This window comes from Massilia oculi (genome assembly GCF_017582745.1).
Classification (GTDB): domain Bacteria; phylum Pseudomonadota; class Gammaproteobacteria; order Burkholderiales; family Burkholderiaceae_D; genus Telluria; species Telluria oculi_A.
Map to the genome: position 1 here is coordinate 94,542 of NZ_JAFVIM010000009.1, position 22,095 is coordinate 116,636.

Genomic DNA, 22,095 nt, shown 5'->3' on the forward strand with positions numbered 1-22,095 from the left:
CCGGCGCCGCTTACACTCAGCCATTCGTCCACTTCGCCCAAGCGCCGATGCACCGTTTTCCTGCAACCCTGGGGATCGCGATTTCCGCCATCCTGACCGTCCTGCCAGCCCACGCCGCCTGCGACAACTATCCGCAAGAACTCGCCACGCGAGTCAGCGCCGACCAGGCCTTGCGCTCGCGCCTCGATTTCAGCAGGATGAACGATCCCGACCAGAAGAAACTGATGCAGCAAATGGGCATCGTCGACCGTGCCAACACAGCGTGGCTGAAAGCCGCGTTCGAGCAATGCGGTTTTCCGGACAAGGACAAGCATGGCGAGAAGGCCCAGGGAAACGCCTGGCTGCTGGTCCAGCATGCCGACCACGATGTGGCGTTCCAGAAGCACACCCTGTCGCTGCTCGAAAAGATGGCCGCGCAGCGCGGCGAACCGGTGCGCCCCAGCTTCGCCTACCTGGCGGACCGGGTCGCGGTGGCCGAAGGGCGGCCGCAGCTGTACGGGACGCAGTTGATGGCGCCGGCCGAGCAGCCCTGCAATTTTGACTTCAACACGATGGACGAGCGCGAGAAAGTGGAAGCGCGGCGCGCCGCCCTGGGGCTGCCGCCGCTCGACATCTACAAGGAGATGGTCCTGGAGAATTCGAACTGCGCGCCGCCTAGTGCGTCGGAATCGGGTTCGCCACCAGGTAGGCATTGAACTCGTTCACCAGCTTGTGCTCGCCCGGCCCCGCGTTATCCCGCATCGGCTGGGCCGACTCCACCACCACCTCTTCCTTGCCGGTCGCAAGACCCTCCATGGTCTGGGCGATGAAATCCTCCAGCGGCATGGCGCGCGGATCGTCGCCCTTGTGGATCAGATCCGTGTTCACCCATGGCGGGGCGATCTCCTGCAAGCTCACCGAGGTATCGCGCAGCATGAAGCGCTGCGACAGCGTGTACGAGTGCAGCGCCGCCTTGGTGGCCGAATACACGGCGGTCGAGGCCAGCGGCACGTAAGCCAGCACCGAGGTGTTGTTGACGATGGTGGCGCGCGGCTGGCGTTTCAGGTGGCCCAGCAGCGCGGAACTCATGCGGATCGGACCCAGCAGGTTGGTGGTGACGGTGGACAGCATCACGTCTTCGTCGACCGCCCCGGCCGCATCGTCGAAGGGCATGATGCCGGCGTTGTTGACCAGGACGTTCAGGTTCGGGAAGTCCTGCGTGAGCCGGGCCGCGACCTGTTTGATGCTGGCGGGATCGGCGATGTCCAGCTCGACCGCGTGCATTCCCGGGTTGGCCTTCACCACCTCGTCCAGCAGCGCCTTGCGGCGGCCCGCGATGATCACGGTATTGTCCAGCTTGTGGAAGGCTTCCGCCAGGCCGCGGCCAATGCCCGAGGTGCCGCCGGTGATGAGGATGGTGTTGTTGGTCATTTGCATGGTGTTCTCCTTGAGATAGCGGTGATCAGGCGGCGTTGGACAGGACTGTGGCGTAGCGTGCGGCGGGCTTGGTATGCGACAGGTTCGGCCCCAGCGCGCGGCGGGCGCTTTCGAAGGCGTCCCAGTCGGCGCTGTCCGGCAGGGCCGGGATGGTGATGATTTCGCCCTGGTCGAGCCCGGCGAGCGCGGCATCGACCATGTCGTCGACGCGCATCACGATCTCTTGCGGCAGGTGCGCGACCGGCACCCCGGCGTGGTCCCAGAATTCGGTGGCGGTGGCGCCCGGCAGCACGGCCTGGACCCGGATGCCCTTGCCGCCGACTTCGTGCTGCAGCGACTGGGTGAGCGCCAGCACGAAGGCCTTGCTGCCCCCATAGGTGCCGTTGAGCACCTCGGGAGCGATGGCGGCGATCGACGAGATATTGATGATGGTGCCCTGGCCGCGCGCCACCAGGCGCGGCACGACGGCGCGCGTCAGGCGGGTCAGCGCCGTCACGTTCAGGGCGATCATGCGGTCGAGGTCTTCGACGCTCGAATCGAGCATGCTTGCGGTGGCGCCCAGGCCGGCGTTGTTCAGCAACAGGGTGATCGACGCATCGCTTGCCAGGCGCTCTTCCACGCGGCGCAGGTCGGAAATTTGCGTGAGGTCGGCAGGCAGGATGTCGACCTTGCGGCCGGTCTCGGCGCGCAGCCGCGCGGCGACCTGCTCGAGGCGCTGCTGGTTGCGCGCCACCAGCACCAGGTCGTAGCCGCGTTCGGCCAGGCGTTGGGCGTAGCGGGCGCCGATGCCGGTCGAGGCGCCGGTGATCAGGGCGGTGGTGGCTTGTGCGGTCGTGGTCATGTCGTTCTCCTTGTTGGTGTTTCGTTGTCGATGGAAACAGTCTACGGAGACAAAGCATGTCCTGTTGGTCGTATATCCCTCAATTTCAGCCATCATGCGTGTGGCCGAATCCGAGGGGCGGACGCAAAAAAAACGGCGTGCATCGCTGCACGCCGTTTTCACGCACCACCCGCAGGTGGCAAACCTCACGCGATCAGATGAAGGTGAACGTCGCTTCCTGCGTCAGGCGCGATTTAGGCAGGCCGGCATTGAAATCGCTTTCCGACGAATAGCCGAAGCTCACCAGCACCAGGCTGGTCAGGCCTTTCGCGTTCAGGCCGAATTCCTCGTCCAGGATCTTCTGGTCGAAGCCTTCCATCGGGGTCGCGTTGATCTCGAGCGTGGCCGCGCCCAGCAGCGCGGTGCCCAGCGCCAGGTAGACCTGCTTTTCGAGCCACTGCGCCACGTCCTTGCCGCCGAAGCGGTGCTGGTTGACGTAGCCGCGGCGGGCGCCGTCCTGGCCGGCACGCGCGGCGGCGTCGCGGAAGCGGCCATCGCGTTGTTCCTGGTCCAGCAGCGCTTCCAGGTGCGCCTCGTCCATGTCGATGCGCGAGCACAGCACGATTACGTGCGAGGCATCATTGATCTTGGCCGCGTTGTAGGCATAGCCGCCCTGCGCCGCCTTGGCGATGCGCGCACGGCCTTCCGGCGTGTTGGCGACGACGAAGTGCCACGGCTGCGAATTCACCGACGACGGGCTGCTGCGCAGCAGGTCGTACACTTGCTGCATCACTTCTTCGGGAATGCGGCGCTCTGCATCGTAGGCTTTGGCGGTATGGCGTTTTTGTGCGGCCGACAGGATATTCATGGTGCTCCTTCTGATGGACAATCCAACGATCTTAAGCGATCTGCGTCTTAAAAGTTTTCGAGCACGATTTTTCCGATCGCGCGGTTGCTTTCGATAAGGGCGTGGGCGCGGCGCAGGTTGGCGGCATTGATGGCGCCGAAGTGCTCGCCCAGCGTGGTGCTCAAGGTGCCGTCCTCGATCATCGCGGCCACCCGGTTCAGGAGCTCGTGCTGGCGCACCATGTCGGCGGTTTCAAACATCGAGCGGGTGAACATCAGTTCCCAGTGCAGCGAGATCGACTTGCGCTTGAGCGGCACCGCGTCGAGCGTGGCCGGATCGTCGATCAGCGCCAGCTGGCCCTGCGGCGCCAGCGCTTCGATGATGTCCTGGTAATGGCGGTCGGTGTGGGTCAGGCTGATCACGATGTCGACGTTGGCCAAACCCAGCTCTTCGAGCTGCGGCTGCATCCGGCGGGTGTGGTCGACCGTGTGGTGGGCGCCCAGCTTGGTCACCCATTCGCGGGTGGCGTCGCGCGAAGCGCTGCCGATCACGGTCAGCTTGGTGAGCCGACGCGCGAGCTGGGTCAGGATCGAACCGACGCCGCCGCCGGCGCCGATGATCAGCAGCGACTTGCCTTCACCGCCGCCTTCCGGCACGCGCAAGCGGTCGAACAGCAACTCCCAGGCGGTGATCGAGGTCAGGGGCAGGGCGGCCGCCTCGGCGAAGCCGAGATTCGCGGGCTTCCTGCCGACGATGCGCTCGTCGACCGTCTGGAACTGGCTGTTGGAGCCGGGGCGGACGATCGAGCCCGCATAGAACACTTCATCGCCCGGCGCGAACAGGGTCACGCTGGCGCCGACGGCGCGCACGATGCCGCTGGCGTCCCAGCCCAGCACGCGCGGCTCGCTGACGGCGGAACCCAGGCGGATCTTGGTGTCGACCGGATTGACGGACACGGCGCGCACTTCGACCAGCAGGTCGTGCGGGCCGGCCAGCGGCATGGGCAGCTCGGTGTCGACCAGGGCCTGCGGGTCGTCAATGGGCAGGCCGTGTTGGGTATAGACTATCGCTTTCATTTTCTTCTCCAGGGACAAAGTGGGGGCAATACAGTGACGACGATTCTAGAGAAGAGCCGGCCGGCGAAACACCGCCACGGCAGGGTTTCACTTTCACTGTGGGAGAGAAAATGATCCGTCTCGACGACCTGTCGCTGTTCGTGCGCGCCGCCGCCCTGGGCAGTTTTTCGCAGGCCGCGCGCGAAGTGAACCTGCTGCCCGGCCAGGCCAGCGCGGCGATTGGACGGCTCGAACGCGAACTCGACGTCCGCCTGTTCGCACGCTCGACGCGCAGCCTGCGCCTGACCGACGAGGGCAAGCGCTACCTGCCCTTCGCCCAGGATGCGCTGCAGGCGCTGCGCGATGGCCATGACGGCATGCGCGGCGAGAATGCGTCCCTGTCCGGCACCTTGCAGGTGGCGGCGCCGTCCGACTTCGGCCGCAACGTGCTGCTGCCGTGGATCGCCCAGTTCCGGTGCGCGCACCCGGGCCTGGACATCCAGCTGCTGGTGTCGGACCAGGTGGCGGACGTGTTCCGCGATCCGGTCGACATCGCGCTGCGCTACGGCCAGATCGACGACGCCAGCTTCATCGCGCTGCCGGTGGCGCCGGAGAACCGGCGCGTGCTGATCGCTTCTCCCGCCTACCTGGAACGGCATGGCCGCCCGCGAACGCTGGCCGACCTGGCCTCGCACTGCTGCCTGGCCTACCGCCTGCGCGGGCGCATCTATGACCGCTGGTGCTTTCCCCTGCCTGAAGGTGACCAGGTGGTGCAGGTCAAGGGGTCGCTGGTGAGCGACGACGCCGACGTGGTGCGGCGCTGGGCCGTCGCCGGCGAAGGCATCGCCTATAAATCCTGGCTCGACGTCTATGCCGACGTGGCGGAGGGAAGGCTCGAGGTGGTCTTGCCGGAAGTCCCCGGCGAAGCCACCCCCTTGAACCTGGTGTGCCCGCACCGCAAGCAATTCTCGCCCGCGGTGAAGCTGCTGCATGCGCTCGTGAAGGACCGCTGCGCTCCATTGCTGGAGCGCTTGGGCAGCCTTTAAAGCGCGCCGCCCTTGACGATGGCGCCGCCCTGGATCACCACCGCCGGCGCTTCCAGCAGGGTGACGTCGACAGTCGGATCGCCCTTCACCGCCACGATGTCGGCATAGCGGCCCGGTTCGACCACGCCGACGTCCTTGCGCGCCAGGGCCTCGGCCGCGTTGACGGTGGCGGTCTGGATCGCCTGCAGCGGCGTCATCCCGTACTGGACCATGACGGCGAACTGCTTGGCGTTGCCGCCGTGCGGGTGCACGCCGGCGTCGGTGCTGAACACCATCTTGACCCCGGCCGCATGCGCCTTCTTGAAGTTCTGGCGCTGCAGTTCCGTCACTTCGCGGTCCTTGCGCAGATTATCTTCCAGCACGCCGTTCTTCTTGCCCTCGGCCGCCGTGTAGCTGCCGTTATAGATGTCCATGGCCAGCCAGGCGCCGTGTTTCTTGGCCAGGGCAATGCCTTCGTCGTCGATCAGGCTCGCATGCTCGATCGTGTCGATGCCGGCGCGGATCGCGTCCTTGATGCCGGCCGCGCCGTGGGCGTGGGCCGCCACCTGCAGGCCCCACTGGTGCGCTTCGTCCGCCGCGGCGCGCAGCTCGGCCAGGGTCATCTGCTGCTGGCCCGGTTCGGTATTGCGCGAGAAGACGCCGCCGGTGGCGCAGACCTTGATCACCTGGGCGCCGTACTTGCGCAGTTCGCGCACCGACTTGCGCACTTCGTCCGGGCTGTCGGCGTTGTACTTGTTCTTCTCTTCCATCGACGGCGGGAAGTAGGTGCTGTCGCAATGGCCGCCGGTCGCGCCGAATGACCAGGCCGCGGGCACGATGCGCGGGCCGCGCACCTTGCCGGCGGCGATCGCCTGGCCCAGGCCGACGTCGTTCCAGTCCGACGCGCCGAGATTGCGCACCGTGGTGAAGCCCGCGTCGAGCGTCTTGCCCGCATGGGCCACGGCCAGCGCCGACCAGAAGCGGTCGCTGTATTCGAGGCCCTTGTAGCCGCCGTAGGTCGGGTCGGCATCGAGGTGCACGTGCATGTCGATCAGGCCGGGCAGCAGGGTCATGCCGGGCAGGGCGATGCGGGTCGCGTCGGCGGCGGCCGGCGTGGCGGCGTCGGGCTTGAGGCTGACGACCTTCCCGTCGCGCACCAGGATCTCGGGGTTCTGGATCATGCGGCCGCTCTTGACGTCGAGCAGGCGGTCGGCGGTGATGACGACATCCGCGGCATGGGCGGCATGGACGGAGCAAAGGCCGGCGGCGGCCAGGCACAGGGAGAGGACGTTCAGGGTCAAGCGGTTCAAGCAGCCTCCGGGCGGTGAGATGGGCAAATGGCAACTTTACACCGGACAACATCTCACCTACCCATTTTTTTGCTTAGCTGTCTATCAGCAGCAACGCTGCCAATACCAGCATCATGGCGCCGGTGAGGGCCTCGAACACGCGCCATACCGCAGGCCGCGCCAGCACCGAGGCGAATCTCTGCGCGCCAACGCCGATCGCCGTGAACCACAGGATCGAGGCCGTGATGGCGCCCAGCGCGAAGGAGCTACGCTGCTCGGCAGCCAGGCTGCTGCCGACGGCGCCCAGCAGCACCACGGTGTCGAGATAGACGTGCGGGTTGAGCAGCGAAAGCGCCAGCACGGTCGCCAGCGCCGCGCCGAGGGTCTGGGCCTGCGCCGACGGGTCGGCCGCCAGCGAAGCGCCGCCGCGCAGGCTGCTGCGCCAGCAGCGCAGGCCATACCAGAGCAGGAAGGCGGCGCCGCCATAGCGCGCTACTGCCATCATGAGCGGCGACGCCTCGATCAGGGCGCCCAGGCCGGCAGTGCCGGCGGCGATCAGGATCACGTCGACCACGATGCAAGTGACGACCGTCGGCAGCACGTGGCGGCCGCGCACCGCCGTGCGCAGCACATGGGCATTCTGGGCGCCGATGCCCATGATGAGGCCGGCGCCCAGGCCCAGCCCCTGTAGATAAACCTGATGCGAGAACATGGCCGCCTCCTTTCGTAAAGGCGTCACTATCCCAGCCCCGCGGACCCGATTCAATTATATTCATGATTATTCAAGCTACTTAAGAAAATCTAATCCATGACGATCGATCCCCGCCGCAGCGCAGCCTTCCTGGCCGCCATCGATTGCGGCAGCCTGGAAGGCGCCGCCGCCCAGCTCAAGGTGACGCCGTCGGCGATCTCGCAACGCATCGCGGCCCTCGAGCAAGAGCTGGGCACGCCGCTGCTGGTGCGCAGCCGCCCCTGCCGCCCGACCGCGCCCGGTACGCGGCTGCTGCAATACCTGCGCCGCTCGACGCTGCTCGAATCGGAATTCCTGGCCGGGATGAAGGATGACCCCGGCCCGGCCCGGGTTGCGCTGGCCGTCAACAACGACACGCTGGCGACCTGGCTGCTGCCGGTGCTGGCGCCGATCCTCGATGCGGAAGGACTGCTGGTCGAATTCGTCCTCGACAACCAGGGCCATACCTTCGCGCTGCTGGAGGGCGGCCATGCGGTGGCCTGCATCTCGGGAGAGACCGAGCCGATGCGCGGCTGCAGCGCCAGCCCGCTGGGCGTGATGCGCTACCGGATGGTGGCCTCACCCGGCTTCGCGCGGCGCTGGTTCCCGGACGGGATGACGCGCACGACGGCCCAGCGCGCGCCGCTGGTGGTGTTCGACCGCAAGGATGCGATGCAGTCGGCTTTTCTACTCACCCATTTCGGGCTGCCGGACGGCGCCTATCCGTTTCACTACGTGCCGGCCAGCGATCCCTTCGTGCACGCGGTACGCCACGGCATGGGCTACGGCATGCTGCCTGAGGAGCAGTGCGGGGCGTTTCTCGAGAGTGGCGAACTGGTCGACCTGGCCCCGGCCCTGTTCCACGACGTGCCGCTGTACTGGCACGCCTGGCGCATTCAGCCGCCGCGGCTGGAGCGCATGGGAACGGCGCTGGTGAAGGCGGCGCGCGGCGTGCTGCTGCCGCTCGCCTGAGCGACCGGCCACCACTGCGCCACGCCCCACAGCAGCTCGGGCACCAGGAACAGCCACAGCACCGGCAGATCCGCCTTCAGCGTCGCCCAGCCTATCCAGAACGCGAACAGCAGCCGTCCGAGGCCGTCGAAGCGGCCCAGGCGCAGGCTGGGTTCCTTCAGGCGCACGGCGCACCACAGCAGCACCAGGGTGCCGAGGAGAGACGACAGCAACAGGTGCAGCGGCGCGAACGGCGGCAGCGGCGCGCCGCCCAGCCACACGTTCAGCGCCGACAGGCGGTCGAGCAGCAAAACGAAAGTCCAGGGCGTGGCGAAGGGCAGGATCTGGATGACGTCATAGGCGGCGCTGGCGCGCGCGAGGCGCAGGTAGGTCGATAGCGGCAGGACAGGCATGGCGGGCTCCCGGTTGAACGATCCGCTTGATGCTGACACGAGCCGGGCTGGCCCATCTTGCGCGCAATAAAGAAAGGGCCGGCTGCGTGTGCAACCGGCCCTTTCAAGCCTTACGGCTGGGAGGACCTTACATTACGAACCGATGCGACCGCCGTCGTTCTTGGTGATGACCAGGGTCGCCGAGCGCGGACGCTTGCCGGCGCCGTAGCCCGCGTTCGCCGGCCACTGGCTGGTGTACTTGCTGGCGTCGCCGATGTTGGCGGCGGCGGTGGTCTCGCCCGGGTGCTGGATGTTGACGAACAGCGCCTTGCCGTCCGGGGTCTCGGTGATGCCGGTCAGTTCGCAGCCGACCGGGCCGACCAGGAAGCGCTTGAGCGTATCGGCGCTGGCGGCCTTGCCCACGAAGGTGTCGACGCTCAGGGTCGAGCCGTCGGTCTTCGGATAAGTCAGGGTGACCTTCTTGCCGTCGCCCACCTTGCCCGGCAGGCCGGCCACCATCATGCAGTTGGTGACGTCGGTGTAGGCGCCATCGTCGGTCTGGAACCAGCAGATGCCGGTCGAGGTGCTGAAGGCCAGGCCGTCCGGGCTCGAGAAGTCCTGGTCGGCGGTCAGGCCCGACAGGTTGATGCGGGCGGCATCGGCGGCGGCTTCGGCGCCGAACAGGTAGACGTCCCAGGCGAAGCCGGTGGAGGTCGAGCCGGCGTCTTCACGCACGCGGATGATGTGGCCGTTCGAGTTGCCCAGCTGGGCGGTCGAGCCCTTCATGTCGGTGTACGAACGCGGGTTGGCGGCGTCCGGAGCGACCTGGCTCGAGCTGCTCGGCTCGACGCGACGGTTGCTGTTGTTGGTCAGCGTGTAGTAGATCTCGCCGGTGGCCGGGTTCACCGCGCACCATTCCGGACGGTCCATCTTGGTCGCGCCGACGGCGTCGGCGGCCAGGCGGGCGTTGACCAGCACGTCGGCCTGGTCGGCGAACTTGTAGTTCGCGTAGTTGGCGATGACGCTGTTGGCGATGGTCAGTTCGATCCACTGGCCCTTGCCGTCGGCGTTGAATTTGGCGACGTACAGCTTGCCGCTGTCGAGGTATTTGTCGCCGGTGGCGATACGGTCCGTGGCGGCGGCGTCGGCCGGGTTCCACGGTGCGGAGGAGACGAATTTATAGATGTATTCGCCGCGCGAATCGTCGCCCATGTAGACGGCCAGCGGCTGGCCGGCGGTCAGGCGGCCGAACGAGGCGCTTTCGTGGGCGAAGCGGCCCAGCGCGGTGCGCTTCTTGATCGCGCGGGTCTTGTCGTAGGCGTCCATCTCGACGATGTAGCCTTCGCCATTCAGTTCGTTGCGGTAGTCGTCGCTGCCGTCCGTCGACGTGCCCTTTTTGCTGATGTCCCAGCGCTGGTACTTGTCGTCCGCGCCGCCGGTTTCCCAGCCGTGGCGCGAGGCCGCGCCCTGCGAGACGCCATAGCGGTTGAGCGAAGCGACGCTCTTGTCGCCGCGCGCCGCGTTGTCGGTGCTCGAACGGGTGAAGTAGCCGGCCCAGTTTTCTTCGCCCGACAGATAGGTGTTCCATGGGGTGCGGCCAGTGCCGCAGTTGTTGATCGTGCCGCGGAATTTGGTTCCGTCCGGCGAGTACTTGGTCTTGACCAGGGCATTGCCGCGCACCGGACCCGACAGCTGGACTTCGGTCTGCTGGTGCACGCGGCGGTTGAAGGTCGAACCCGGCAGGTATTCCCACTTGCCGTTGTTGCTGCGCACTTCGAGGACCGACAGGCCATGCAGGGCCATTTCCTTGTCCACCTCGAGGGCAGGGCGCGGCAGCGAATTGGTGCCGCCGTTGGCGTGCACGAAGTACGACGGCAGGCCTTCGTTGGTGGTGGCTTCGTGGTTCATCGCCAGCAGGCCGCGGGTGGCGCCGCTGGTCGAGACGCCGCCGCTGTCGGACAGCGAGAAGAATTCCATGCCGTCGTGGTGGTCGCCCGCGCGGTTCTCGAAATCGGTATCGGTGCCGTCGTTCTTGTAGGCCGGGGTGCTGCTCGTGAGCGGATCGCCCAGCGCGTACAGGACGGTGGCGGTATAGCCGGCCGGAACGACCACTTTGTCGGCCAGGCTCTTGCCCACGGCGGTGAAGCCGAGCAGCTTTTCGACCGGCGCCGGCGGCGGGTTGGTGTTGGTTGGCGGGTTGGTCGGTGGGGTGACGGGATCGTCGTCCGAACCGCCGCAGGCGGTCAGGCCGAAGCTGCCGAGCAGGGCGGTCGCGGCCGTTGCAGCGCTGCCGCGCAACATGTTGCGGCGGCTGAGGCGGGTCTGGAGAACGGTGCTGAAGTGTTCGTTCGACGAGTTGTTCGAATCGATGTCATCGTGGTCGACGGGCATGCGGGCGAGATCGGTCGGCTTGTTCACGGAAGTGGATCCTGTTTTCTAGTGTGGGAAAGGAAAGCCACTGAATAGTAGTAAGGCAACATGACCACTTTGTGACGGTTTGATCACAGTTTGATGACAGGGGAGCGGCACGCTTGTGCTTTTCTCGGCGGCATTTGCAAGATTCCCGTGTCATTCACCGGACGCGGACGCTATCAGCACGGCCGCTGTGGTATAGATGAGTTTTTACCGGGAAACAGACAGATGCAGGAAAACCGCGCCACCACGACGCAGCAGGACACGATCACCCTGGGATGGACGCTGTTCGAAGCGATTCCCGATTGCGTGAAACTGCTCGACATGGACGGCATGGTGTTGGCGATCAACCGCAACGGCCTGCACTCGATGGAGATCGACGACATCGAGACGGTGCGCGGCAAGCCGTGGACGGCCTATTGGCCGCAGCCGTCGCACGCGGTCATCGACGCTGCCCTGGACGCGGCGCGCGCCGGCGGCACCGGGCGTTTCAGCGCCGCCTGCGCAACGCTCAAGGGCAGGCTCAAATGGTGGGACGTGATGGTCACCCGCACCGCCGCGAGCGACGGCCAGGAGAAACGCTTGCTGGTCATCTCGCGCGACATCACCGAGCAGGTGCGGCTCGATGCCGAACGCAAGGAGGCCGAGCGCGCGCTGCACGCCAGCCGCGAGCGCTTCGAGAAGATCGTCAGCCAGGCTTCCACCGGGGTGGTCCAGATCGACACCGCTGGCCGCATCGTGCTGGCGAACCAGAAGTATTGCGCGATGGTGGGCCGCAGCGAGGCCGAGCTGCTCGGCATGAGCGTGACCGAGGTCACCGCGCCGCAGTCGCGCGCCCAGACCCACGATGCACTCGAGCGCCTGAAGGCCGGCGCCCCCGGCATGGCGCTCGACAAGTACTACCTGCACAGGGACGGTTCGCTCGTCTCGGCCACCAGCAGCGTCAATGCCCTGCGCGGCCCCGACGGCGAGTTCGAGGGCCTGGTCGCGATCGTGCTCGACACCACCGAGAGCAAGCAGGTGCAGGAGCGGCTGCGCGCCAGCGAGGAGCGCTACCGCACCCTGTTCGAGTCGGTCGACCAGGGCTTCTGCATCTTCGAGATGATCTTCGACGACGGCGGCAAGGCGGTCGACTACCGCTTCCTGGAGATGAACCCGATGTTCGAGCGCCACACCGGCCTGGAGGACGCCGTCGGCCGCACCGCGCGCGAGATGCTGCCCGCCCTGGACGACTTCTGGTTCGAGACCTATGGAAGGGTGGCGCTGACCGGCATCCCGGCGCGCTTCGAGAACGAGGCGCCGGCCATGGGCCGCTGGTTCGACGTGTACGCCAACCGCATCGGCGGCCCGGACAGCCGCAAGGTGGCGCTGCTGTTTTCCGACGTCTCGGCGCGCAAGCGCGCCGAGAAGGAGCTGCGCCGGCTGGCCGACGACCTGGCCGAGGCCGACCGCCGCAAGACCGAGTTCCTGGCCACGCTGGCGCACGAACTGCGCAACCCGCTGGCGCCGATCCGCAACGGCCTGTCGGTGATGCGCCTGGGCGGCGACGATCCGGCGGCGGTCGGCAAGGTCAGGGAAATGATGGAACGCCAGGTCGGCCACATGGTGCACCTGATCGACGACCTGCTCGACGTCGCCCGCATCAGCGGCGGCAAGCTCGAGCTCAAGCGCCAGCGCGCCGACCTGCGTGCGATCCTGGCCAGCGCGGTCGAGACCAGCCTGCCGCTGATCGAGGCCGGCCAGCACGCGCTGGAGGTAGACGTGCCCGACCTGCCGCTGCTGGTGGACGCCGACGCCACCCGCATCGCCCAGGTGGTGGCCAACCTGCTCAACAATGCCGCCAAGTACACGCCGGCGCGCGGGCGCATCCGGCTGTCGGTGCGGCGCGATGGGTCCGAGGCGGTGGTTGCCGTCAGCGACACCGGGGTCGGGATCGCCGGCGACGCGCTGGCCGGCGTGTTCGACATGTTCAGCCAGATCGGCCGCACCGTCGACCGCTCGCAGGGCGGGCTCGGCATCGGCCTGTCGCTGGTGCGGCGCCTGGTCGAGATGCATGGCGGCAGCGTGGTAGCCGAGAGCGGCGGCGCGAACGCCGGCAGCGTGTTCACGGTGCGCCTGCCGCTGGCCGAGCTGGCCGACAATCAGGCCACCCACCCGCCGGACGTGGGCGCCCCGGCCAGCGACGGCGGCGCCGGCCTGAAAGTGCTGGTGGTGGACGACAACGTCGATGCCGCCCTGACGCTGTCGATGATCCTCGAATCGTCGGGCTACGTCACCCGGGTGGCGCACGACGGCCACGGGGCACTGGAGGCGGCGCGCGCGTTTCGCCCGCGCGTCGCCTTTCTCGACATCGGCATGCCGGGCATGAGCGGCTACGACACGGCGCGCGCCATGCGCGCCATGGAGGAACTGGACGGGATCGTGCTGGTGGCGCTTACCGGCTGGGGCGCCGAGAGCGACCGCCGGCGCTCGAGCGAGGCCGGCTTCGACCACCATCTCACCAAACCGGTGCAGCTGGAGGTGGTGGTGGAGTTGCTGGAGCGGGTGTGAACCCTACGTCCTCCTCAGTTCATCTTCGAGGTCGCCGATCAGCTGGACCACGCTGGGCGTGATGCCCTTGTCGCCCGGGGTATAGAACACACCCGGCAAGACCCGGTCTTCTTCCAGCTGCGGCAGCAGTTCGTCGATCAGCTCCTCGAGCGAGAACGCCTGGGCGTCATAGCCGTCCCATTCGTATTCGGCGCACAGGCTGGCGTAGTCGCTCGCCGGCCACATCGGAAACACCAGGGTGCCGTCGTCCGTCTTGGCCAGGGCCCAGCCGTCCTGGTAAAGCCCCCACACTTCGCGCGCGTCGGCGACGCGCTTGATGAAATACTCGTAGCGCTCCGGCCCCGGCAGCGTGACCACGGCGGCCAGCTGCTGCCCGCCCAGCTTGATCGCCGAGATGATACGTTCGCTCATCACCATTCCCGTTCATTGAGGCGCAAAGCCTGACATCATCAGGATACGCCATCGGCGCCGGCAGGTGCGTTCAGCAGGCGTGCGGCGGTGTTCCGGCCGCGTTCAGCGCATAGCGCACGTCATGGCGGTCGCCCGGCGGGGCGTCCAGCACCAGGAAGGCGTCCCAGCCGAGGCGGCCGGGATGCAGGTCGTCCAGCGTGGTGTTGTGGACGTCGGCGGCGCGCAGCACCACCTCGACCTCGTATTCGAGCACGACGCCGGTAAACAGCGCCAGCACGCTGCCGAGGGCCCGCGCCGCCAGGCCACCCGGCAGGAAGCCCTGGAAGCCGGCATGCGCCAGCGGCCCCACGACCAGGCGCAGGCGCAGGCTGCGCTGCCAGACGCGCGCGCCGGCGATCGCGCGCGTGCCGAGAACGGCGCTGTCCTGGCCCAGCGTGGTCTGCTGCGCCGGCGGCACGTCGTACCAGGAACCGATGAACTGTTCGGCCTCGATCCGCTCGCCGAAGTATTCCGACAACACCCGCGCCAGCTGCACGGCGGACACCGGCCTGTGCCGGATCGCGGCCGCGAAATACCCGATCGACTCGTCCAGCACGGCGCCGTCGGCTTCGCCGGCCAGGCGCCGGCGCAGCGCGGCGTCGCCGAGGCCGGCCAGGGACAGCAGCAGGGGCAGGAAGGCATCCTGGCCGTCCAGCTGGTACTTGAACGGCAAGCGGTACTTGCGCCAGGCGCCGTAGAACAGCGCCAGCGAGCGGTTCGAGAACGCGTCCAGGAAGGCGCGCGGGCCCTGGTCCTCGTCCTCGTTCTTGTGGCGCGCCGCGTGCTCGGCGATGCGCTCGGTGTAGTGGGCCGGCAGCACGCCATGCCCTCCCAGCAGGCCCATGAAGGCGGGGGTCAGGTGCACACGGCGCAAGGTCCCTTCCCGCACTGCCTCGCCCAGCGCGGCGGCGTCGATCGGCAGCTCGAAGGGCATGCCGACTTCGAGGTCGCGCAGCTCGGGCTCGATGGATTCGATCTGGCTGGCCGGGAAACCCAGGGAGAGGGTGTTCCGGAAGCGCAGCATGTCGGCCACCAGGCCGTGCGGCCCCCGGCCGCGGCGCTTGAGCCACAGCTCGAGCACGCGCACCGCCTGGAAGAACTCGAAGCGCCACGGCTCGCGCAGCAGGCGCTCGATTACAGGAGACTCAGTTCGCCGCTTCTCGGCCCGCATCGCAGCAGCTCCTCTCCGGATTGGTGGGACACGATCACCAGCTGGGTGAAGCTGTTGGCGTGCACGTACAGCGCCAGGAAGCGCTCGACGATGTGGGCGAAGGCATGGATGCCGCTCCCCACGAAGGCTTCCTCGTCGATCGCGATCCTGACCTCGACGCCGCGCACCAGGCAGTTGAAGGGGTTCCCGGACAGCCAGGCGCTGGTGGGCACATAGGCGATCGCATTGACGCCGCCGACCTGGCGCGTCGACGCCGCCGAACGCGGCAAGTCGTGCAGGGCCAGCATCTCGCGGAAGGCGTCGACGCCGCCGTCGGCCAGCGACAGGTGGTTGAGCGAGAGCAGCGAGATCAGGCGCCAGTGCGCGCTGCGTCCGCGCGCGAAGCGCCAGGTGGGGCTGGGTTTGCGCAGGAAGGAAATCTCGCGCACGCCCGATCCGCCTTCGAGGAACAGGTCGCCGCCCGGCTGGCCGTAGCTGAGCAGTTGCGGCAAGTCGCGGTTGGTGCAGGTCAGCTCCAGGTTCAGGGTCGTGGTCTCGACGTCGGCCGGGTCGAAGTCGATGTCGACGATCGAGATCTGGGTCTCGAAGCCCGGGCTGCGCTCGGCCATCGTGTCGTCGCGGTGCATGGCCCAGTAATGCCCGTTCTGCTCGGGCGTCTGCGCATGCTTGAGCGAATAAAAGGGCTGGAACCGCACCACCGTCTCGCCCTGCGGCGTCTGGCGCACCAGGTTGACCTCGTCGATCGCGTTGACCTCGTAGGCATAGGCGCGGCGCGCATCGGCCAGCACCGGATAGCTGGCCGTGGCATGGGTCAGGCGGATCGGTTCGCCGCGCTGGGCGAACAGGTTGATCACCGGCGTGCAGCCCGCCACCAGGTTGTTGGTCGACAGGGTGGACAGCATGCGCGCCAGGTTCGAGTCGCTGCGGATCCCGTTCAGGGCCAGGTGCACGGTGAGGCGGCGCGTGCCCGCGGGCAGGCTGCGCGCCAGCAGCGCCAGGTCGAGGTCGACGAAGTTGAACTTCTCGGGAAAGCAGAAGTATTCGGTCAGCAGCCGGTAGGCGGTGTGGGAACGGGCCGGGAAGTCGATCAGCGCGTCTTCCTCGACGAAGCCGGCGGCGCGCACCGGCAGCGCCGGCAGGGCGATCCAGTGGCCGCCCTCGGGCTGCGCATAGGCGGCGACCGTGCGCGCCAGCAGCGCGTCGCGCATGGCCGCGCAGAACGAGGGTTCGCCATCGAGGAACAGGCGCAGCGCCGGCAGGTCGATCGCCTCGAGGCCGCCCCCTTCGCAGCTGACGTTCAAGGACAGGCTGATGCTCGCGCTGGCGCCGGGCGGCAGGCGCACCGCATCCGGCGCGTGAATGATCGGCGAAAACACCGCGCGGCTCAGGACCAGCGGCGCCATCGCGACCGGGTACACGGTGCGGAAGATGCAGGTCACGCCGCGCACCGGGCGCGTGGTCAGCTTGGTGCCGCGCGGGATGGTGCTCACCGTGGTCTGCTGCTTGGCCGCGGCGGCGACGTCCAGGCGCGCGATCGAGCACGATGGAAAGGGCCGCAGGTAGTGCGGATACAGCACGTCGAACAGCGCCTCGGTGAACTCGGGATAGTCGTCGTCCAGGCGCTTGGCGATGCGCGCGTTGAGGAAGGCGAACGACTCGATCATGCGTTCGGTATGCGGGTCTTCGCATACTTCGCCGCTCATCGACAGGCGGCCGGCGATGCGCGGATAGCGCTCGGCGAATTCGCGCAGGTTGCGCCGCAGGTAGGCCAGTTCGCTTTCGTAATAGGGCAGCAGGCGGTCCAACTCAGGCCCCCGCCGTTGCCGATGATGCCGCCGCCGCGCCGGCGGCACTGCCCGCTCCCGCGCGGCCGGCCTTGCGGATGCTGTACTGGAGCGTGGACGGCTGCAGCACGGCGTCGAAGTTGACCGGCTCCTCCGACATGCTCCCCACCAGCACCGCCGTGATCGAGAAACTCAGGCGGTTGACCGACGGCGCGCCGCCATCGTCCTGCATCTCGAGCAGCGCCTTCACCTTCTGCAGCCGCGGCTCGTGGCGCGCGATGGTGTTTTCGATGGAGGCACAGATATGGGCGCGGTCGGTTGGACTGGACAGCGAGCGGTCGGCGAAGTCGCACAGCCCATAGCCGACCATCGACCTGCCGCATTCGGGAAAGACGGCCAATGCGCCGTCCTGGATGGTCGAACGCGTGTTGAGCAGCGCTTCGAGGTCGCGCGCCACCGCATCCTTCAGCTCCTCGACGTTCAGGCGCGCGACCACCACGCCATTGCGCAGCGGCTGGCCGAGCAGGCGGTCGAACAGGTCCGGTGTGAATCCTTTCATCGATCCCCCCTCGTTGGCACAAGCCTGTGTTGCGTACTGAAAACCAATCGCATGTTGCCACGGCGTTCAGCGCCAACCTTTGATCAAGTTCACATGCGCAACAGCATCTCGTCGTTATCGTTTCCTTTCGCAAAGAACAAGGGGAAGGAACGACAGCCATGACCAGCAAAGTCCTCTGGGGCGAAGGCCTGCTGCTGCGCCCGCAGCATTTCCAACGCCAGGACGCCTATCACGAGCATTGCCTGTACAAGGGCGTCAAGGCGGCGCACCCATATGCATGGGGGGTCGAGCAGCTCGAGATCGACCGCGAAGCGCTCGCCAGCGGCATGCTGCGCGTGCAGGGACTGTCGCTGCGCTTCCAGGACGGCGAGCTGTACGAGGCGCCCGGCCTCGACGAGCTGCCCGGCACCGTCGACCTGAGCGGCCTGCAGCAGTCGGTGCAGGCCGTGACCTACTACGCGGCGCTGCCGGGACTGAAGCCCTTCAACGCCAACTTCGTGCAGCCGGGGCAGGCCGCCAACACGACCCGCTTCATGCAGGCCAACGAGGAGACACCCGACCTCTACACGCAGGCGGCGCCGGTGCAACTGGCCTACCTGAAGCGCGCGCTGCGCCTGGTGTCCGAATTCGAGCCGCGCGACGCCTACGTCCACTTTCCCCTGCTGCGCGTGCGTAGAATCGCCACCGGAGGCTTCGAGCTCGATCCGGCGCTGGTGCCGCCGTCGATGTCGCTGGGCGCCGCCCCGGTCCTGTTCCAGCAGCTGCGCCGCCTGCTCGACGCGCTGCAGGCCAAGGTCGGCGCGCTGTACGGCCACCACCGCGAGCCGACCCGCAACGTGATCGAATTCCGCTCCGGCGACATGTCGTCGTTCTGGCTTCTGCACACGGCCAGTTCGGCCTATGCGGCGCTGTCGCACCACTTCAACCAGCCGGCACTGCACCCCGAACGCCTGTTCGAGGCGCTGCTGGACGTGGCCGGCGGCCTGATGACTTTTTCAAAGAGCTGGAACCTGTCCGACCTGCCTGCTTACCAGCACCACGATCCCGGCCCCGCCTTCGCCAAGCTGCACCAGATCGTCCGCGAGCTGCTCGACACCGTCATTTCGGCCAAGTACTTCGGCATCGCCCTGAACGAGGTGCGGCCCTGCTACCACATCGGCATGCTCGACTCGGGCAAGATCGACGACGACACCACCTTCTACATCGCCGTCTCGGCCGACATCCCGGCGGTGGAACTGGTCGACGTGGCGCCGCTGCGCTTCAAGGTGGGCGCCCCGGACGACGTCGAGAAATTCGTGCTCTCGGCCCTGCCCGGCGTGCGCCTGCAATACACGCCGCAGCCGCCGGCGGCGATCCCGGTGCGGCCCGATACCTGCTACTTCATCCTCGAGGCGAAAGGACCGATGTACGAGCGCATGCTCAAGGCGCAATCGATCTCGATCTATGTCCCGGCCGGCATGAAGGAGCTCAGGCTCGAGCTGCTGGCGGTGATGTCCTGACCGACGTTCTGAAAAAAGGGAGAACAAGCATGGCAGGAGCACTGATCAGACTAGGCGACAAGACCTCGCACGGCGGCGTCGTGCTGGAAGCCTCGCCCAACAGCGATATCGACGGCGTGGGCATCGCCCGCATGGGCGACAGGACGAGCTGCCCCAAGCACGGCCCCGGACCCATCGTCGAAGGCGATGCGACCCTGATCGTCGACGGCAAGGCAGCGGCGCGGCATGGCGACAAGACTGCCTGTGGCGCGACGCTGATCGCCGGCCAGCAAACCACCATCGACCAGGTCTGAGCCCATGTCCACCACCACGACCACGGCAGCGCCACCGTCCCCGGGCTGGTTCAGCCGCATCGGCGGCAGGCTGCTCGCGCGCCAGCCTGTCGCGCAGGACGCCACCGCGCCGGCAGTGCAGCAGGACGCTGTCCAGGAACCACCTTGCCCGACCTTGTCGATCCTCGCCGGCGCGCTGTGCACGCCCCATGGCGCATCCGCCGACGAACTGGGCGCCGCGCTTGCCGCCAACAAGGTCGATGCCGACCTCGACCGCGAACTGGTCGACGACGACGGCTTCCCGGCCATGAGCGCACGCTGCGAACAGGCCGGCGACGCAGCGGTGCGCGAAGAGATCGCCGACTGGCTCGACACCTGCACCACGCCGGCGCCGCGTTTCGGCGACGAAGGGTGGCGCGCACTCGTCCTTGGCACCACAGTCCTGCGCGAGCTAGCCGACCGCGCGGCAGGGCTGCTGGGCGCGGACGAAGGCGCGCCTTTCACGCTGCAACTGGCCTTGGCGCTGCCGGATGACTGGCAGGTCGAACACCGCCAGGCGGCGTCGGCGTGGTGCAGGCAGGTGCTGGTGCAGTCCGGCTGGCCCGCGGCGCGCATCGGCCTGGCCGAACCGGCGGCCCCGACGCCGCTCATTGCCCGGCTGGCACAGGAAGCGGAACAAAAATCGGCGCCGGCCGCGACGATCCTGCTCGCCTTCTGCTCCCACGTCGGCCAGGAGACGGTCGACCGCTGGTCGGCCAATGGCACGCTGTTCACCTCCTTCCACCCGCGTGGCCACATCCCCGGCGAAGGCGCGGCCGGCCTGCTGCTGGGGCCGGCCGCGGACGGCGCCGGCATTGTCCACCTCAGCCTGGAAGCCGAGGCCTGCGATCCGGCATCCGCCAGCCTCAAACGCCTGTCGCCGCAGCGCCTGAACACCCTTGCCGAGCGCCTGCTGCAGGGAACGGCGATCGCGCCGGCCGCCATCGCGATGGTCGTCGCCGACACCGGCGCCGACACGCGCCACGCGCTCGAACTGATGGAGTTCGGCGGCGCCACCACGCCGCACCTCGACAACGCCAGCGACATCGTCCGCCTCGGCCCGGCCTGCGGCGCATGCGGCGCCGTGCCCTTCGTCGCCGCGCTGGCGCTGGCGGCGCACGCCGCGCTCGAACACGATGCGCCGCTGCTCTGCGTGGGCAACGACGCGCCGCACCTGCGCGCGCTGGCCCTGGTCCGCCCCGCTCCTACGCCACAGGACACGCCATGAGCTCACCCTATTACGTGCCGTCGGGCCGCCTGCCGGCGCAGGCGATCGTCTCGACGGCGGCCTGCGCGCTGCTGGTCGTCATCCCGGCCTGGCTGTATGCCTGGCTGACGATCCACTCGCCGCTCGTCCTGCTCAACTGGTTCGCCATGGGCGTCTTCGCGGCCGTCATGGGCGTGGCCGCGCGCCAGGTGGCGCGCCAGGCGAAGGCGCGCAACCCCATGGGGATGGGCAGGTTGGGCCTGGCGATCGGCGTCGCCGGCTGGTACGCCCACTGGGCCGCCTGGCTTGCCATCGCCGACGCGGGCGGCTTCGCTTCGCTGCTCGCGGCTCCGCAGGACATGTGGCGCTTCGGGATGGTGCTGGCGGAGAACGAAGTGCGCCACGTCGCGGGGATGCGGATCGAAGGCAGCGCGCTCGTCGCCGGCTGGATCGTCGAGTTCATCCTGTTGACCACCTTGCCCCGGTCGCTGGCGCGCGGCGCGGCCGAGGAACCGTTCTGCGAGCTGGGCGACTGCTGGGCGACGCCGTTCGAGCTGCCGCGCAGATTCGCCTGGATCGAGGAACCGCACGTCGTCGTGCACCGGCTCGAAACCGCGCCCGGTGAACTGTTCTCGATCCTCGGCGCCAGCGTCGATGCGGACGCCGCGCGCTACAGCGCGGTGACGCTGTACCGCACCGGGGGCGATCCGTTCGTCTCGATCGACAACGTGCAGGTCGAGCGCGACGCGAAGAAGGAAAAGAAGTCCACGCGACCGGTCGTCGCCTACCTGCGCCTGCCGGGCATGGATGCAGACCGGATCATTGAAGAATGCAGCGCACCGACCGCAATCGAAACCGGACAGGCTCCGACCGACCCGCCGGAACTGGTCGACGCCATCGACCATCTTGGCGCCGGCCGCCTGGAGGAAGCGCTGGCCGGCGCCATGCCCCATGCCGCGGCAACCCAGGACGGCTTGCGCATCGATGCGATCCGCCTGTGCGCGATGGCCTGCGCGCGCCTGGGGCACTGGGCCGAATCGCTGCGCTACTGGAATGCCTTGTGCGACGAAGAGCCGAGCGCCTTCAATGCCCTGCAAACCGGATGCTGCTGCGCCATGACCGGCGACACGGCGCGCGGCGAAGAATGGATCGCCTGGGCGCGCGAACGCAATGCCACTTCGCGCGAGATGCCGGACCCGCAGATCGTGACCAGCTTCATCTCGGCCCTGGCCCAGTCCGGCCAGGCGGCGCGGGCGATGCCGTATCTCGATCAGATACGCGCGCTCTACACGGGCCTGGGCTGTCTTGATGCGACCTTGCTGTTCGTGCGCCGGGCGCCGCCGTTCGGCGTCTTCCTGCAGAACAGCCTGCCCATCGTCCGCGCGGCCCTGGACCAGGACGAGGGTCGCGCCTGGTACGCCGCGATGCGGCCGCATCTCGACGGCCCGGGAAACGAGACGCTGAGCGCCTGGCTGGACGAGAATTTTGCCAACATGGCATCAGCCACGCCGGCACAGGCCTGAGATAGCGGCAAATCCGCGACACTCCACCGCATCGTGCGATGCTTTTGAGCAACTAAACCGGCGTCTAGCGTATGATGGACAGCCCTACAACGAACATCCTGACG

The 22,095-nt window shown here is 67.8% G+C and carries 20 protein-coding genes; 8 read left to right on the forward strand and 12 right to left on the reverse strand.

Annotated features, from left to right (window positions below):
• Positions 1 to 47: 47 nt before the first annotated feature.
• Positions 48 to 695: a DUF6624 domain-containing protein gene (locus J3U95_RS12595; protein ID WP_208278937.1), complete on the forward strand. Its 648-nt coding sequence runs from the start codon at positions 48 to 50 to the stop codon at positions 693 to 695.
• On the opposite strand, the gene J3U95_RS12600 is transcribed toward J3U95_RS12595, so the two are convergent.
• The 4 genes from J3U95_RS12600 to J3U95_RS12615 form a co-directional block, all read right to left on the reverse strand.
• Positions 655 to 1,416 (reverse strand): SDR family oxidoreductase, encoded by a 762-nt coding sequence (locus tag J3U95_RS12600; protein ID WP_208278938.1) that lies wholly within the window; start codon positions 1,414 to 1,416, stop codon positions 655 to 657. The genes J3U95_RS12595 and J3U95_RS12600 overlap by 41 nt on opposite strands.
• A gap of 25 nt (positions 1,417 to 1,441) precedes the next feature.
• Positions 1,442 to 2,257, reverse strand: a complete 816-nt coding sequence (locus J3U95_RS12605) for an SDR family NAD(P)-dependent oxidoreductase (protein WP_208278939.1) — start codon at positions 2,255 to 2,257, stop codon at positions 1,442 to 1,444.
• A gap of 193 nt (positions 2,258 to 2,450) precedes the next feature.
• Complete coding sequence (gene nfsB / locus J3U95_RS12610; protein ID WP_208278940.1) at positions 2,451 to 3,104, reverse strand: oxygen-insensitive NAD(P)H nitroreductase; 654 nt, start codon at positions 3,102 to 3,104, stop codon at positions 2,451 to 2,453.
• A 47-nt stretch (positions 3,105 to 3,151) separates the two neighbouring features.
• Entirely contained in the window at positions 3,152 to 4,159 is a 1,008-nt protein-coding gene (locus tag J3U95_RS12615) for a zinc-binding alcohol dehydrogenase family protein (protein ID WP_208278941.1), read from the reverse strand.
• Between the two features lie 110 nt (positions 4,160 to 4,269).
• Between J3U95_RS12615 and J3U95_RS12620 the strand changes: the two genes are divergently transcribed.
• The gene (locus J3U95_RS12620; RefSeq protein WP_208278942.1) at positions 4,270 to 5,184 is read left to right on the forward strand and encodes a LysR family transcriptional regulator; all 915 of its coding nucleotides are present in this window, start codon (positions 4,270 to 4,272) and stop codon (positions 5,182 to 5,184) included.
• On the opposite strand, the gene J3U95_RS12625 is transcribed toward J3U95_RS12620, so the two are convergent.
• Both J3U95_RS12625 and J3U95_RS12630 read right to left on the reverse strand, forming a co-directional pair.
• Entirely contained in the window at positions 5,181 to 6,473 is a 1,293-nt protein-coding gene (locus tag J3U95_RS12625; protein ID WP_208278943.1) for a Xaa-Pro dipeptidase, read from the reverse strand. The genes J3U95_RS12620 and J3U95_RS12625 overlap by 4 nt on opposite strands.
• A gap of 73 nt (positions 6,474 to 6,546) precedes the next feature.
• Positions 6,547 to 7,164, reverse strand: a complete 618-nt coding sequence (locus J3U95_RS12630) for a LysE/ArgO family amino acid transporter (protein WP_208278944.1) — start codon at positions 7,162 to 7,164, stop codon at positions 6,547 to 6,549.
• 96 nt (positions 7,165 to 7,260) lie between these two features.
• Here J3U95_RS12630 and J3U95_RS12635 point away from each other — a divergent pair, with 96 nt between their 5' ends.
• Positions 7,261 to 8,154 carry a LysR family transcriptional regulator ArgP gene (locus J3U95_RS12635; RefSeq protein ID WP_208278945.1) on the forward strand — a complete coding sequence of 298 codons (894 nt, stop codon included), beginning with the start codon at positions 7,261 to 7,263 and terminating at the stop codon, positions 8,152 to 8,154.
• Here J3U95_RS12635 and J3U95_RS12640 read toward each other — a convergent pair.
• Both J3U95_RS12640 and J3U95_RS12645 read right to left on the reverse strand, forming a co-directional pair.
• Entirely contained in the window at positions 8,079 to 8,546 is a 468-nt protein-coding gene (locus tag J3U95_RS12640) for a hypothetical protein (protein WP_208278946.1), read from the reverse strand. The two genes, J3U95_RS12635 and J3U95_RS12640, sit on opposite strands and share 76 nt — an antisense overlap.
• A 132-nt stretch (positions 8,547 to 8,678) precedes the next feature.
• Positions 8,679 to 10,943 (reverse strand): PhoX family protein, encoded by a 2,265-nt coding sequence (locus J3U95_RS12645; RefSeq protein ID WP_370662068.1) that lies wholly within the window; start codon positions 10,941 to 10,943, stop codon positions 8,679 to 8,681.
• A gap of 222 nt (positions 10,944 to 11,165) precedes the next feature.
• Here J3U95_RS12645 and J3U95_RS12650 point away from each other — a divergent pair, with 222 nt between their 5' ends.
• Positions 11,166 to 13,487: a hybrid sensor histidine kinase/response regulator gene (locus J3U95_RS12650; RefSeq protein ID WP_208278947.1), complete on the forward strand. Its 2,322-nt coding sequence runs from the start codon at positions 11,166 to 11,168 to the stop codon at positions 13,485 to 13,487.
• Between the two features lie 3 nt (positions 13,488 to 13,490).
• Here the strand turns inward: J3U95_RS12650 and J3U95_RS12655 are convergent, their stop codons facing one another.
• The 4 genes from J3U95_RS12655 to tssE all read right to left on the reverse strand — a co-directional run bounded on the left by J3U95_RS12655 (position 13,491) and on the right by tssE (position 17,451).
• Positions 13,491 to 13,898: a DUF2750 domain-containing protein gene (locus tag J3U95_RS12655; protein ID WP_005664212.1), complete on the reverse strand. Its 408-nt coding sequence runs from the start codon at positions 13,896 to 13,898 to the stop codon at positions 13,491 to 13,493.
• 70 nt (positions 13,899 to 13,968) lie between these two features.
• Entirely contained in the window at positions 13,969 to 15,108 is a 1,140-nt protein-coding gene (tssG, locus tag J3U95_RS12660) for a type VI secretion system baseplate subunit TssG (RefSeq protein ID WP_208278948.1), read from the reverse strand.
• Positions 15,072 to 16,913 (reverse strand): type VI secretion system baseplate subunit TssF, encoded by a 1,842-nt coding sequence (gene tssF / locus J3U95_RS12665; RefSeq protein ID WP_208278949.1) that lies wholly within the window; start codon positions 16,911 to 16,913, stop codon positions 15,072 to 15,074. The genes tssG and tssF overlap by 37 nt, the downstream gene beginning before the upstream one ends.
• A 1-nt stretch (position 16,914) precedes the next feature.
• Positions 16,915 to 17,451 carry a type VI secretion system baseplate subunit TssE gene (gene tssE / locus J3U95_RS12670; protein WP_208278950.1) on the reverse strand — a complete coding sequence of 179 codons (537 nt, stop codon included), beginning with the start codon at positions 17,449 to 17,451 and terminating at the stop codon, positions 16,915 to 16,917.
• Positions 17,452 to 17,609: 158 nt separating this feature from the next.
• On the opposite strand from tssE, the gene tssK reads away from it, so the two are divergent.
• Genes tssK through J3U95_RS12690 form a run of 4 tightly spaced genes read left to right on the forward strand, consistent with a single transcriptional unit; the run spans position 17,610 to position 21,991 of the window.
• Entirely contained in the window at positions 17,610 to 18,950 is a 1,341-nt protein-coding gene (gene tssK, locus J3U95_RS12675) for a type VI secretion system baseplate subunit TssK (protein WP_208278951.1), read from the forward strand.
• Between the two features lie 29 nt (positions 18,951 to 18,979).
• The gene (locus J3U95_RS12680) at positions 18,980 to 19,243 is read left to right on the forward strand and encodes a PAAR domain-containing protein (RefSeq protein WP_109345735.1); all 264 of its coding nucleotides are present in this window, start codon (positions 18,980 to 18,982) and stop codon (positions 19,241 to 19,243) included.
• Positions 19,244 to 19,247: 4 nt separating this feature from the next.
• Positions 19,248 to 20,489, forward strand: a complete 1,242-nt coding sequence (locus J3U95_RS12685) for a hypothetical protein (protein WP_208278952.1) — start codon at positions 19,248 to 19,250, stop codon at positions 20,487 to 20,489.
• Positions 20,486 to 21,991, forward strand: a complete 1,506-nt coding sequence (locus J3U95_RS12690) for a hypothetical protein (protein ID WP_208278953.1) — start codon at positions 20,486 to 20,488, stop codon at positions 21,989 to 21,991. Before J3U95_RS12685 ends, J3U95_RS12690 begins: the two co-directional genes overlap by 4 nt.
• The last annotated feature ends 104 nt before the right edge of the window (positions 21,992 to 22,095 follow it).

What these genes read in the sequence shown, in the direction of transcription:
- J3U95_RS12595 (WP_208278937.1), top strand. Translation starts at nt 48, where the DNA reads ATGCACCGTTTTCCTGCAACCCTGGGGATCGCGATTTCCGCCATCCTG.
- J3U95_RS12600 (WP_208278938.1), bottom strand. Translation starts at nt 1,416, where the DNA reads ATGCAAATGACCAACAACACCATCCTCATCACCGGCGGCACCTCGGGC.
- J3U95_RS12605 (WP_208278939.1), bottom strand. Translation starts at nt 2,257, where the DNA reads ATGACCACGACCGCACAAGCCACCACCGCCCTGATCACCGGCGCCTCG.
- nfsB (WP_208278940.1), bottom strand. Translation starts at nt 3,104, where the DNA reads ATGAATATCCTGTCGGCCGCACAAAAACGCCATACCGCCAAAGCCTAC.
- J3U95_RS12615 (WP_208278941.1), bottom strand. Translation starts at nt 4,159, where the DNA reads ATGAAAGCGATAGTCTATACCCAACACGGCCTGCCCATTGACGACCCG.
- J3U95_RS12620 (WP_208278942.1), top strand. Translation starts at nt 4,270, where the DNA reads ATGATCCGTCTCGACGACCTGTCGCTGTTCGTGCGCGCCGCCGCCCTG.
- J3U95_RS12630 (WP_208278944.1), bottom strand. Translation starts at nt 7,164, where the DNA reads ATGTTCTCGCATCAGGTTTATCTACAGGGGCTGGGCCTGGGCGCCGGC.
- J3U95_RS12635 (WP_208278945.1), top strand. Translation starts at nt 7,261, where the DNA reads ATGACGATCGATCCCCGCCGCAGCGCAGCCTTCCTGGCCGCCATCGAT.
- J3U95_RS12640 (WP_208278946.1), bottom strand. Translation starts at nt 8,546, where the DNA reads ATGCCTGTCCTGCCGCTATCGACCTACCTGCGCCTCGCGCGCGCCAGC.
- J3U95_RS12650 (WP_208278947.1), top strand. Translation starts at nt 11,166, where the DNA reads ATGCAGGAAAACCGCGCCACCACGACGCAGCAGGACACGATCACCCTG.
- J3U95_RS12655 (WP_005664212.1), bottom strand. Translation starts at nt 13,898, where the DNA reads ATGAGCGAACGTATCATCTCGGCGATCAAGCTGGGCGGGCAGCAGCTG.
- tssG (WP_208278948.1), bottom strand. Translation starts at nt 15,108, where the DNA reads ATGCGGGCCGAGAAGCGGCGAACTGAGTCTCCTGTAATCGAGCGCCTG.
- tssE (WP_208278950.1), bottom strand. Translation starts at nt 17,451, where the DNA reads ATGAAAGGATTCACACCGGACCTGTTCGACCGCCTGCTCGGCCAGCCG.
- tssK (WP_208278951.1), top strand. Translation starts at nt 17,610, where the DNA reads ATGACCAGCAAAGTCCTCTGGGGCGAAGGCCTGCTGCTGCGCCCGCAG.
- J3U95_RS12680 (WP_109345735.1), top strand. Translation starts at nt 18,980, where the DNA reads ATGGCAGGAGCACTGATCAGACTAGGCGACAAGACCTCGCACGGCGGC.
- J3U95_RS12685 (WP_208278952.1), top strand. Translation starts at nt 19,248, where the DNA reads ATGTCCACCACCACGACCACGGCAGCGCCACCGTCCCCGGGCTGGTTC.
- J3U95_RS12690 (WP_208278953.1), top strand. Translation starts at nt 20,486, where the DNA reads ATGAGCTCACCCTATTACGTGCCGTCGGGCCGCCTGCCGGCGCAGGCG.